Here is a 13,357-nt window from a genome sequence, read left to right as displayed (position 1 = left end):
ACCTCTAACACGGGAAATAACATAATGAAAATCCAACTCCGCAAAACAGCTCTATCACTTGCTATTGCAGCATGTGTTGGTGTGAGTGGTGCAGCGTTAGCAAATGAAACAACATCTGCTATCAAGGGTCAAATCAAAGGTCCTAGCGGCAACCCTGCTGCAGGCACTAAGATTACAATCGTTCACTTACCTTCAGGTTCAACTAAAGAAACTGAAACGAACGATGCGGGTTACTTCACAGCAAAAGGCCTACGTGTAGGTGGTCCTTACCGCGTTGTTGTAGATTCTGACGTTTTCGCAGATCAAACATTCAACAACATCAACCTACAAGTGGGTGCTGACTACCCAGTTAATGTTACGTTAGAGAGACAATCTGATGTAGAACAAATCGTAGTTACAGGTCGTCCTATCAGCCGTATGTCTGGTGGTACAGGTCCAGCTGCAACGTTCACACTTGAAGATTTAGAAAACCAACCAGCTATCAACCGTGACTTAAAAGATATCGTTCGTATCGACCCACGTGTAACAATCGATGATAGCCGTGGTTCTATCAACTGTGGTGGTGGTAACCCACGCTTTAACAGCTTAACGCTAGACGGCGTTCGTATGAACGATAACTTCGGTCTAAGCTCAAACGGTTACCCGACAATCCGCGCTCCTTTCTCTTTCGATTCAATCGAGCAGGTTGCCGTTGAGCTTGCACCTTTTGATGTTCAATACGGTGGTTTCACATCATGTAACATCAACGCTGTTACTAAATCTGGTGGTAACGAAGTACACGGTGGTATGTTCTTCGATTATACAAATGATTCAATGAAAGGCGACAAAATCGAAGGTGAAGACTACGATAACGGTAATTACACTGAAAAACGTTACGGCTTCAACGTTGGTTTACCACTAATCAAAGATAACCTTTTCTTATTCACATCTTACGAAAAACTGGAAGGTGTAAAACAATACAACTACGGCGGCCTAGACACAGGTAGTGTTACAGCTACTGACGTTGCTCGTGTACAACAAATCGCTCAAGACGTTTATGGTTATGATGCTGGTGGTATGCCATCAAGCGCACCAGTTGAAGATGAAAAAATCTTAGTTAAACTTGACTGGAACATCAACGATGATCACCGTGCTAACTTAATCTATAACTATAACGATGGTTTTACACTGTCTCAGTCAGATGCTTACAGCAACACTGTTACTTTAGATAATCACTTCTTCAAGCAAAGTGCTGAGTTTACATCAATCATTGGTTCACTTTACTCAGATTGGTCTGATGAATTTTCAACTGAGGTTCGTCTAGGTAAATCAGAATTAGACCAGACAGTTCGCTCTTTAGATGCAGCAAGTAGCTTTGGTGAAATGCAAATCCGCACAGAAGATGGCGGTACTATCTACATTGGTCCAGATGACTCTCGTCAATCAAATGCTCTTAGCTACGAAACAGTGACAGCAAAAATTGCGGGTACATACTACCTTGATCAACACACGATTACTGCTGGCTATGAGTTTGAAGAGTTAGACGTATTCAACCAATTCGTTCAGCACACTCAAGGTGAGTGGCGCTTTAAATCTGTAGATGATTTTGAAGCTGGTTTTGCAGATCGTGTTTATTACAACAATGCGGCTGGTACTAACGATCCAACAGATGCTGCGGCTAACTTCTCTTATGCACAACACACTTTATATGTGCAAGATGAGTACAGCTTCACAGATTTAGATGCAACATTAACGTTTGGTCTTCGTTACGACAAATACACAAGTGACGACAAACCTAACTACAATGAAAACTTTACTAACCGCTACGGTTTCAGTAACCAAGCAACATTCGACGGCATTGACTTAATTCAACCACGTGTTGGTTTTGAGTGGTATGCAACGGATGCATTAGAAGTTCGCGCAGGTGTTGGCCTATTCTCTGGTGGTAACCCGAACGTTTGGTTATCTAACTCATACTCGAATGATGGTATCACTAACATTGGTACATCAATCAGAGGTGGTGTTGACCTATTCGCTACGCCAAACGTAAACGGCGGCACGCCAGGTTACGAAGTACCACAAAGCTTGTACGATCAAGTTGCAAACACAGTTATTGGTTCAGGTGATTCATCTGTAAACGCTGTTGACCCAGACTTCGAAATGCCATCAGAGTGGAAATACTCAGTAGGTGCAACATACACAACTGAAGATGAGTATGTATTCTCACTTGATTACTTATTCACTAAACGTAAAGATGCTGCTTTCCTAGAAGACATCGCGTTACAAGATTCTGGTGAAACAACGTTTGATGGTCGTCCGATTCTTGAAGAAAAAGAAGAAGGTCGTTACGGTGATTTACTACTTACAAACGTAAGTGGCGATAGCGGTGAGTCTCATGTTATCTCTGCTGCAATGAGCAAACGCTTTGATAACGGCATTAGCGTACAACTAGCTTACGCTTACACTGATTCAACTGATGTTAACCCTATGACTAGCTCTGTAGCGAGCTCAAACTACGGTAACTTAGCGACATACGATCCGACTAACCCAGGTGCGCACACATCTGATTACGAGATCCCACATCGTTTTACTATGACATTAGGTTACACAACTGAGCTGTTCGATGGTTACAACACACGTTTCAACCTATTCAGCGAAACGTACAAAGGTCTACCTTACAGCTACACATTTGATAGTTCTGACGGTGTTTGGGGTGATAGCAACTCAAACCGTAGCCGTCAGCTAATGTATATCCCTGAAGTTGATGACTCTAACGTTGTTTACAACATGACTCCTGAAGAAGTAACTGAGTTCAACGAGTGGATCTCTGCTCAAGGCCTTGAACGCGGTGAAATCTCTGGTCGTAATCGTCAAAATGCTGATTGGTTCACTAAAGTTAACTTCAAGATGACTCAAGAGTTACCTGGTTTCATGCCTGGTCACAAAGGTGAAGTATTCTTCGTTATCGATAATTTAACAAACATGCTAAACGATGACTGGGGCGTACTTAAGAAAGGTAGTTTTGTTGGTAACAGCATGGTGACTGTAGACCTTGACGACCAAGGTCGCTACGTATACTCAGACTTTAACCCTAACAATGGTAAAACTGCAACTCAAAGCAGCGCATCAGTTTGGGAAATGCGTGTAGGTGTACGTTACACATTCTAATAACGAGTTAACCTTGTTATAAAGCAAAAGCCCGCCCCTACTGGCGGGCTTTTTACGTTTTGAGAAAGTTAGCTATTACAAGTTACGAGAGTAAAGCTACTAGGGGAAAGTTAACAAGGAACAAGAGTAAAGTTAGAAAGTTGCAAGGTAGCAGCGATTTTACATCGCGTCCTTGTATCTGAAACCAAGTACCAAAAACTAGAGCCTAATACCTCATAAAATTTCCGTAGGACGGGCTTTAGCCGGGAATGGTTGTAGTAACGAGATACGAGATAAGAGTTACGAGAGTAAAGCTTTAAGAGGAAAGTTAGCAAGTTGCTAGGTAGCAGATTTTACTCGCGTCTGATGGCTGACAGCTGATGGCTGAAAGCTTTCTAAAAAATGCAGGCCATTTAGACCTGCACAGATATTTTTATTTAAGCTGCGAAAACCGCAAGTGGATGTGTTGTGTTAATAGATACATGTACTGCATCACCTGGGCGTACCATAACTTCATGGCTTACTCGGCTTGTCACCACAGTATCACACGCTAATTTAACCGCGCATAAACGGCTGCCACCTTCATAACGCACCCATGTCACTTTTCCATTGCTAGTAGTTGCATTTTGAATAAGGTGAACATCATCAGGGCGAAGTAATACATCAACCTTCGCAGTATCGTGATCAACCCTAATAGCTGGTGCATTACCTAAATCAGTAGTGGCAATATTACCTTCACAATTGCCGGCAATGAAACTTGCTTCACCTAAAAAACGCGCAACAAAGCGATTGCTTGGTAAGCTAAAACAGCGTTCAGGGGTATCGATTTGCTGAATAATACCTTCTTTAAGCACGCCGACACGGTCACCAACAGATAAAGCTTCTTCTTGGTCGTGGGTTACCCAAATTGCAGGTACACCAGCATCTTTTAATGCATTACGGATATCCCAACGAAGGGTATCTTTTAAAGCTGCATCAAGGTTAGATAAGGGTTCATCTAGTAATACAAACTCAGGATCATGGGCAAGCGTACGAGCAAGCGCTACGCGCTGTTTTTGACCGCCTGATAATGTAGCTGGCTTTTTATTTCGAAAAGCTTCAAGACCCAGTAGCTTAATCCAATGATCTGCTTTTGAGGTATCAGTCAATCTAAAACAAATATTTTGCTGTACCGTTAAGTGCGGAAATAGCGCAAAGTCTTGAAATACCATACCTACTTTTCGCTTTTCAGGTGGTACTTTTAACTTTGGCGTTGCTCGCCATGAGCCTAAATTAATTTCACCTTCGCTAATGGGAATTAGCCCAGCTAACGCTTGTAAAATTGTACTTTTACCACAGCCAGTTGGACCAACTAGCATGAGGATCTCACTTTCCCCAAGTGATAAGTTAAGTTCACTTACCACACGATTGCTACCATAATCGATAGACAGCTTACTAACTGATAGCATTAAACTGATCCTTAATGTTCTAATTGACTGCGTTTTTCACCTGAGAGCATTATAGCTAAGCCACATGCTGATATCACTACCAACAATAAGCCAGGTATTGCAGCACGCCCAAAGTAACCGGCTTCATAAACACGCCATAAATAGGTTGATAGGGTTTCGAACCCTGTAGGACCAAGTAACAACGTAGCTTCAAGTTCTCGCATTGATTCTAAAAATACCAAGGCGGCACCGGCAATGATACCGCGCATTGTTAAAGGCAAGGTAATACGCATAAATGCTTCGCGAGGGCTTGCCCCCAGAACGCGTGCTGATTTGATTAAGCTGGAATCTAAATGTTCAGTACTGGTACGCACAGAACCAACCGCCAGCGGTAAAAAACGCAATACGTAGGCAATCACTAATAATGCTAGAGTTTGGTATAGAAGCGGCAATTGCAGGCCACCATACACAAGAGCAGTACCCATCACGATACCAGGAATACCAAAACCAAAATAAGTTACCCGTTCCATAATACGCCCTACTTTGCCGCTTAATGCAGCATGGGCTACAGGTACTGCAACAACAACAGCCACAGTAGCTGCAATACCAGACGCATAAGCCGAATTCCAAGCTATGCTAAAATCAAAATCAGCAACACCATCACGGGCAAGCCAAAGGGTAAAAATGGCTAACGGCAAACAAATCGCAAGTAACAAAACAGGCAAAAAAGTCACCAGCATTGCTAATTTTTGACCGTTAGATGGGAATAACATCAGCGGTCTGCCGTGGCGCTCAGATGCTGTTTTAATTTGTGACTCAATGAACAGTAAAAAGCCAACTATCACCATTAATTGTAGCGACAACATAGCTGCGCGGCTTAAACCGAATGCGTTATATTCAACATAGATTACACGAGTAAAGGTATCTAAACGCATCATAGCTGGTGTACCAAAATCTGATAAAGTATAAAGTGCAACCAATAATGAACCCGCAGCTATCCCATTTATTACGCGTGGCAGTATTACTTTAAATACACTCATCGGCATCGACATACCTAATGTACGCGCGGCATTAACCATGCTCGCATCAAGGCTCAGTAAAGACGAACGCGTTGTAAGCATTACAAACGGAAATGTATATAGCGTCATTACAATGGCAGCACCAGTTAACCCATACATAGGGGGCGTTTTAAAGCCCAACAGCTGATTTATCTCACCGCCGGGACCAAATGCAGCATACAAAGTAAACGCACCAATATAGCTTGGGATTGCAAGCGGAGCTGCAAATAGAACAAGCCAAAGCTTTTTAAATGGAAGTTGAACATAAGCACTAATAAACGCCAGAGGCACGCCAATTAAAATAGAGCCTATTACCGTTAACACCATAAGTGATAAGGTGTTACCAAGAATTTTTAAATTATGACTATCAAAAACAGCAGTCGCATCACTGGCTAAAGTGATTAAAATATATACTGGCACTAATGCCAAAAGCGCTGCAAGCAGCGCCATGGGATAAGAAGCAGGTATGCGCATTATAAAACACCGCTACTGCGCATAAGGTCGAGAGTTGGCCTTAAATCTGCCAATTGAGTTAAATCGATTTTCGGAGGTGAAATATCAGTTAACGCAGGTAGCCCAGCTGGCTGGTCAATACCTTGGATCAATGGGATTTCATATGCTTCACGAGCTAAGTAACTTTGTACTTCTGAACTTAGTAAGTAACGCATAAAATTCATTGCATTAGGATTATCTGTCAGCGATAAGACACCCGATGCATTAACTAAACAACCTGCATCTTGATTTGTAAAAGCAAGATCAAGGTTAGCATCCGGTTTACCTGCCTTAAGGCGTAATGTGTAATAATGGTTAGCAAAACCAATATCCACTTCGCCACGTTCAACAGCCATGACGACACCGAGTTCACCAGCATAATTTTTAGAGCGTTTTTGAACTTTTTTAAGCCATTTAGCTGTTTTATCATCCCCCTCAAGTATGCGCATTGCCGTCACGAATGATTGGAAAGATGCATAAGCAGGTGCCCAACCAATTGATAAATCACTGTCAGCAATTGCCATTATACTATCTGGGATCTGCTCTTTGCTTAGACGCTTAGTGTTATAAGGCAATGTACGAATACGGCCTGTCACTGGTGCCCAGCCAGGATAACGAAACTGCGGCTGTAACTGCGCTACTAAGTCAGATGGTAAAGGTTTAGCTAGACCCGCGTCTGTTACTAAGCCAATAGCACCTGAGTCAACCGCCCAAAATAAATCAGCACGTTTTACACCTGCTTTCGCTTCAGCCACAATCATGTTGGCTAATGCAGCAGTTGGCCCTCGTCGAATAGATAAGTTAAGTTTTGGGTTTTTCTTTTGAATTGATTGCAGTACGTTTTCGTACAAACCACCTTCACCACGGCCTAAATATAATGTTAGGTCACCCTCAAGGGCTGGTAAGTCTTTCACTGAAATTGGGCTTGCAGCAGAGGCTGCAAAGGCACGAGAAAGAGGTAGTGGCATTGCGCCCACTACCCCAAACGCAGCCAGGCCTTGAATAAAGGTCCTACGCTTCACTAAAATACATCCTTACGTGCTTTTTCGGCTTCTTCTAGTAACACCTTAGCGCGATCTAGTTTTTCTTGCATATCAACAACCACTGCACGTACTTGGTCAACAGACCCTTTATCAGAAATAGCTTTTGGCAGGGTTACATTAAAATCTTTTTCGAGAACTTCTACTAACTTCGCATCTTTTTCAATAAGTGTACCTTCAACACCTTCGAATAAATGAAGGTAAGTATCGTGTACGATTTGTGTTGCTTCATCGCTTAAACGTTCTGCATATTTTGCAACAACACGATCTAATTTGTGTTTAATCTCATCGATAGTAGCGCTTTGCGTCATTGTCTCAGAAGCAGTTGCTTTTACAGCTTTTAATAAGCCTTTTTGCTGAAAATCGGCAGCAAGTTTAACAGCTCCAAGACCCTGCCACAAGGCAGCATTTAAGGCCTTTTGGTGCTCACGAACTTCGCTTGCTGGCTTTTTGTCATCAATGGCCATTTTGATACCATAAATACCTTGCCAGATTGATGCATAAACCGGCACATAATTAGTTTCAATTGCACTGTGAAACTTAACTGACTCCCAGTATTCAATTAAATCATCGCTTTTAACCGCTTTTGCGCCTTTTGTTTCATAATCGGTAACCATGGTGTCAACTTTACCGATCATCCACTCAACGTCTTCTGAGTAATCTTTTAAATTTTCTTTTAGATGATTAACGTGCTCACCAATTGGACCATTTGCCAATACAGGTTGGGCAATAAAAGTAGATGCTAATACTAGGCTAAGACCTAGTGTTTTAACGGTGTTTAACGCTAATTTCATAGGGGGGACATCCAAGTTTCTAATTGTAAATGATAGCCATTATCATATACGTATCGATTGTCTAAATCAATTGCTATAAAGCCTTGATTACAGATTTACACATTTTTATTTAAGTGACTGGAAAGCTTACTAAGAGTGTTCATAAATTGTTTAATTTCTTGGCTATCTAAGCCACTGACTAAACTTGATTGCCACTCATTTGCTAGTGGAACAATTTGTTTATGCAAACCTACTCCTGCCTCTGATAACGATAACAGGTTTGCGCGTTTATCTGTTGGGTTCGCTTTTGCTGCAATAAGGTTTCTTGTTAATAACGACTTTACTGCACGGGACACCGTTGATTTATCCATTTGTGCCATATCACACAACTGTTTAGCAGTGCATTCACCGTATTGAGCAAGATTCGCGACTACTCGCCATTGTGGCACGGTTAAATCAAACTGCTTTTGATATAGCTCACTAAATTGCTCACTCATCTGCATTGCAATATTGGTTAATGAGTAAGGTAAGAATTGCTGTAAATCGAGCGTTGGCTGTTTATCTATTGTCATGGTTACACTACTGTCAAAAAATATTTACACAAGCAAATTCAGTGCGGTTTGAATTTAGTCTCACATGAGAGTATCTTACCTAAAACCTTTCAGGAGTCTAGTGATGAATAACGAATTACAATATATGACAGGCTTTGGTAATGAATTTGAAACCGAAGCATTACCCGGTGCATTACCTATCGGTCAATTCAGCCCACAAAAAGTAAAATACGATTTATATGCAGAGCAGTTCAGCACAACGGCATTTACAGCGCCTCGTGCAGATAACCGACGTACTTGGTTTTACCGCATTCGCCCATCAGTAGTACAAGGTGATTACACGCCAATCGACAATGGCCTTATTCGTACAGCACCTATAACAGAAGTGCCAACACCACCGACAATGCTACGTTGGGATCCAATTGAAATTCCAGCAGAGCCAACTGATTTTATTGATGGTTTAGTTACTATGGCTGCCAACGGCAGTGCCAATGCACAAACAGGTATTGGTATTCATATCTATGTCGCTAATAAATCAATGCAAAACCGTTACTTTTATAATGCTGATGGTGAAATGCTGTTTGTACCGCAACAAGGTGAACTGTTACTAAGAACAGAGTGCGGAAAACTAACCGTTCGTGCTGGTGAAATTGCTGTTATTCCTCGAGGGATTAAATTTGCTGTTGATTTGCTTACTGATACAGCCCGTGGCTATATTTGCGAAAACTACGGACATGCTTATATTTTACCTGAGCGCGGCCCTGTAGGTGCAAACGGTTATGCAAATGATCGTGACTTCCACTACCCTGTAGCAGCTTATGAAGATATTGAAGGTGATTTCGAACTGGTTGCTAAATTCAACGGCAATATGTTTCGCTGTGATATTGGTCACTCTCCTTTAGATGTCGTAGCTTGGACAGGTAATAGCGCCCCTTATAAGTATGACCTTGCAAGATTCAATGTAATGAATACTGTAAGTTACGATCACCCTGATCCATCAATCTTCACCGTATTAACATCACCATCGGGAACAGAAGGGGTTGCTAATATCGACTTTGCTATCTTCCCTCCGCGTTGGATGGTGGCTGAAAACACATTCCGCCCACCTTATTACCACCGTAATATTATGAGTGAATTTATGGGCTTAATTGAAGGCGTTTACGATGCTAAAGAGCATGGCTTTGTACCAGGCGGTTCTAGCTTACATAATTGCATGTCGCCACATGGTCCTGAAGCCGATGTGTTTGAAAAGGCATCAAATGCTGAGCTTGAACCACAACGTTACGAAAACACCTTGGCATTTATGTTCGAATCGCGTTACGTTATTTCACCAACTAAATATGCCCTTGAAGGCAAAGAGCGTCAGCCTAACTACACAGACTGTTGGCGCACGATTAAAAAATATTTCACTGGTAAACAGGACGCATAATGAAACTTTATAGCTATTTTCGTTCATCAGCTGCATACCGAGTACGCATTGCTCTTAATTTAAAGAATATTGATCACGAGTTGGTGACTGTAAATTTATTAAAATCAGAGCAGCAAAGCGACGAGTATCTAGCAAAAAACCCTCAAGGATTATTGCCAGCACTTGAAACTGAACAAGGTGTACTTGCGCAATCACTGGCTATTTTAGAATGGCTTGAAGAAGCCCACCCTGAAACACCTCTTTTAACTGGAGATGCTTGGCAAAAAGCTCAAATACGCAATTTATGTTATGCCGTAGCATGTGATATCCACCCTATCGATAATTTGCGCGTATTAAAGTACTTAGCTAACGATCTTGGTGTTGACGAAGAGGCAAAAACCACCTGGTATAAACATTGGGTAGAAGTTGGTTTTGAGAGTATCGAAAAACTTCTCAATGAAGCGAACACCTTTTGTGTGGGCAACAAACCAACGCTTGCTGATGTGTGCTTAGTGCCGCAAGTATTTAATGCTCTGCGCTTTAAGGTTGATATGAGTAAGTACCCTAAAATTGCCGCAGTTTATGAGCAATGTAATAAGCTTGATGCATTTATTGATGCTGCACCACAAAATCAGCCGGATGCAATTTAAGCTTTTCAATTATTCATGAAAAAGGCCCGAACACTTCGGGCCTTTTTAAAGTGATCAATACTTACTTGAATGTTTATCATTAGGACTTAAAACTTTATATCCTAATTTAGTGCCTGTGTTACTGAGATTAGTTGAAGGTGTAATTCCGTTAACCATTTCATTCATCCAGTAGTTTTCAGGAATATTTTCGTATATGTTAATTCTTGGAGCAATAATCTCCCACTGCTCACCTTGGCTATTGTACCAACCATTTTCATCCAATAGGTAATAGTCTCTTTCTTTAACGTATAAACGCTCACCCGCAACACCAGGCTGAGACTTCAATATCTCCCATTCCCTTGTTCTACATGGTTTTGAAAGATCATCACTACATGAAAAGTTTCCAAAGTAGTTGATTGTTACATCCCTCATTTCCTGCATCCAACCAACATTTACTCCCTGTAATGTGTAGTCTTCCTGCGTACCTTCTAAATAATTGATCCTACGACTATCAGACTCTGTCAGTTGAAAGCCAAATAGATTCAATCCATTATTAACTTCACCTGCATAGTAAAACTCAAGCTTACCATCAGTCCAATTATCTTTAGTCCATTGGTTCACCATACCCTGCCAAAATGTAGATGGCTCATTTTTAACATCGACTAATGCAGCAGCATCTGTATCAACTTTGAATCCGTACATTACTTCTGTTGCTTCAATTTCACCAGCAGCACTATAAGCAATATTCAATAGTTGTAGATCACCATTTAATTGATCGATGATTGTGCTTGTTTGATAGCTATTATCTGCAAATGTTACTTTTAAAACACCTTCAACCAGATCCCATTCTATTACTTCTGTTGAATCCTGCAATGTACCAGTTTTATCCTGCGCAAGGACATATGGGTCAAGAATAAAGTTCAAGCTTTCATTATTGTAATGTTGAATGGCCCATGTACCAGCTATATCAACTTCACTAAATGCAAGGTCACTGTTTTCTGCCACTTTACGCATGGGTACATCAAACTCACCTGATGTAGTGTATTTTTCAGTTTCAATGACATTATCACCTAACTCTACCGGGGTCATTTTTGCAGATTCAATTACGTTTAATCGATAACTGTCAATTGCTTGACCTTCAACAATTCTTTTCAACGTTGTAGTTTCAGGTGTATAGGTCACTTCAACTTGAAAAATGCCAGAGTCAATCAATTGATCAACCTGTTGCTGTGTTAGACCTGCATTACCAACTTCAACTGATAAGTAGCTTATAAAGCCTTGACCACCTGTATATGTTAAGGTAATGACACCATCATCTAATGACCAGTTATAGTCTAATGCACCATTGCTATGCACGTATTTACCGGTGCCATCCTCTTCAAAAGTATATTGCTGGCCCCCTCTAGATAAAAAGCCTGCTGCTGTAGGGTAAGTTCTTACATAGTATGAAGGTAGGGAAGTTTCATCAACTGGAGGAGTTAATTCTGGGTCCGCAATAATTTTGGCAACTTCATTTGCAATAGCGCCAGGGTCAGTCTGTTCGACTACTGTTATAAATTCGTTATAGGCATCAGGGTCTTGAACTAAATCAATTAGATTTTCAGTACCTTCTGGAAGTTGGATATCATTCTCAGAAGCGTATTTTACAACTGCTGCAGCCTCAATCAGTACATCGGGATCAACACCTTTTTCAACTAATGTAAAGCTGTCTAAATCTTCAGGTGGATTATCACCATTTGCTGCTGTGATTAAGGCAACTAAAGCAGTAGAAACAGCACTTAAGCTAACATTATTTGCTTGATCAGTATTAGATACTGTATCCATTTTATTTATAGAAGGAGTTTCTTCTTGCGTACTCAGACCTAAGGTTGGAACAAAAGCACTATATTCAAGACTAGAATTCATCGCTGATATTGCGTTTATCCTACTGAATAAGTTTGTTTCATCATCATCCGCAGTAAATGTAAATGAGAAGTCACCATTTGAATCTGTAGTTTGCTGATAAGCCTGTCCCTGAAATAAAGCATTGACAGTCGAGTTTACAAATTTTTCGCTAGCAACTGAGCCTGATAAAACATAACTATTATCAATGCTAGAGATTAAAAAGGTTTCTTCAATTTCAGTACTATCACCATTATTGTCAGTAACAGTTACTTTAAACATCAATTCAGTATCTTCTGATACACTTGGTACATCAAAAGAAACTTGTTCGTTAGAGCTGTTATCTAAGCTAACTTCAGGTCCTGCGGTTTGCTCCCAATTATAACTTTCGATGACACCATCATCATCTGAGGCAGTTACAGCTAAAGTTGCTATAGATTTTTCTTGTGCGGAACCGAAATTAGCAGATATAACTGGAGCTACATTATTTAACATCTCTAACGTTATAGATTTTGATTCCGACTGACCTGCAGAATCAGTTACTGTTAAAGTAAATACAGCTTCAGCATTACTATCAAGTGAAGGTGCACTAACATTAATTGATGCGGTAGTTTCGCCAATTACAGTAACAGCTGGTCCTGAATCTTGAGTCCACGCGTAAGTGAGGCCTGAATTGTCATCACTTACGGTTGCAGTCAGAACAATACTCTCCTGCTCTTTGACAGTCGCTTCACTACTTAACTCAATTACTGGGGGAGAATCGATACTAACCTGCTTTTCAGTTTTATCATCAGAATCAGAGCCACAGCCAGAAAGGATAAGTGTGATGCTAGTACATAAAATAGTTGTTTTAAATTTGAAGTTTTTCATTTAACTCCCTTTATATGAATTTAAGATGAATGGATTTTTAATATAGCCAAAAATTTGTAGTTTTCCAGATAGTAATAGAATTTACTTACTGGAAAACTAAAG

General features: G+C 40.8%; 9 protein-coding genes. 3 read left to right on the top strand and 6 right to left on the bottom strand.

Going from position 1 to position 13,357, the window contains the following annotated elements; all coding sequences use genetic code 11:
* Nucleotides 1–24: 24 nt before the first annotated feature.
* A complete protein-coding gene (locus HCZ11_RS00180) occupies nt 25–3,147 on the top strand; it encodes a TonB-dependent receptor (protein ID WP_167657283.1) in 3,123 nt (1,040 codons plus the stop codon).
* Nucleotides 3,148–3,563: 416 nt separating this feature from the next.
* Here HCZ11_RS00180 and HCZ11_RS00175 read toward each other — a convergent pair whose 3' ends face one another.
* The 5 genes from HCZ11_RS00175 to HCZ11_RS00155 all read right to left on the bottom strand — a co-directional run bounded on the left by HCZ11_RS00175 (nt 3,564) and on the right by HCZ11_RS00155 (nt 8,488).
* Nucleotides 3,564–4,574 carry an ABC transporter ATP-binding protein gene (locus HCZ11_RS00175; protein WP_167657282.1) on the bottom strand — a complete coding sequence of 337 codons (1,011 nt, stop codon included), beginning with the start codon at nt 4,572–4,574 and terminating at the stop codon, nt 3,564–3,566.
* Between the two features lie 11 nt (nt 4,575–4,585).
* Entirely contained in the window at nt 4,586–6,085 is a 1,500-nt protein-coding gene (locus HCZ11_RS00170) for an iron ABC transporter permease (RefSeq protein ID WP_167657281.1), read from the bottom strand.
* Complete coding sequence (locus HCZ11_RS00165) at nt 6,085–7,125, bottom strand: extracellular solute-binding protein (protein ID WP_167657280.1); 1,041 nt, start codon at nt 7,123–7,125, stop codon at nt 6,085–6,087. Before HCZ11_RS00165 ends, HCZ11_RS00170 begins: the two co-directional genes overlap by 1 nt.
* Complete coding sequence (locus HCZ11_RS00160; RefSeq protein ID WP_062565497.1) at nt 7,125–7,937, bottom strand: hypothetical protein; 813 nt, start codon at nt 7,935–7,937, stop codon at nt 7,125–7,127. Before HCZ11_RS00160 ends, HCZ11_RS00165 begins: the two co-directional genes overlap by 1 nt.
* A gap of 95 nt (nt 7,938–8,032) precedes the next feature.
* Nucleotides 8,033–8,488, bottom strand: coding sequence for a MarR family winged helix-turn-helix transcriptional regulator (locus HCZ11_RS00155; RefSeq protein WP_167657279.1), 456 nt, complete (start codon nt 8,486–8,488; stop codon nt 8,033–8,035).
* Between the two features lie 103 nt (nt 8,489–8,591).
* On the opposite strand from HCZ11_RS00155, the gene hmgA reads away from it, so the two are divergent.
* Together hmgA and maiA are read left to right on the top strand one after the other, a co-directional pair.
* A complete protein-coding gene (gene hmgA, locus HCZ11_RS00150) occupies nt 8,592–9,896 on the top strand; it encodes a homogentisate 1,2-dioxygenase (protein ID WP_167657278.1) in 1,305 nt (434 codons plus the stop codon).
* Nucleotides 9,896–10,525, top strand: coding sequence for a maleylacetoacetate isomerase (gene maiA, locus HCZ11_RS00145; RefSeq protein WP_167657277.1), 630 nt, complete (start codon nt 9,896–9,898; stop codon nt 10,523–10,525). The genes hmgA and maiA overlap by 1 nt, the downstream gene beginning before the upstream one ends.
* A gap of 54 nt (nt 10,526–10,579) precedes the next feature.
* On the opposite strand, the gene HCZ11_RS00140 is transcribed toward maiA, so the two are convergent.
* Nucleotides 10,580–13,255: a hypothetical protein gene (locus HCZ11_RS00140; RefSeq protein WP_167657276.1), complete on the bottom strand. Its 2,676-nt coding sequence runs from the start codon at nt 13,253–13,255 to the stop codon at nt 10,580–10,582.
* Nucleotides 13,256–13,357: the final 102 nt, after the last annotated feature.

The organism is Pseudoalteromonas sp. HF66 (genome assembly GCF_011806445.1).
GTDB classification, from domain to species: Bacteria; Pseudomonadota; Gammaproteobacteria; order Enterobacterales; family Alteromonadaceae; genus Pseudoalteromonas; species Pseudoalteromonas apostichopi.
This window is presented reverse-complemented; position numbering and strand designations above follow the sequence as displayed.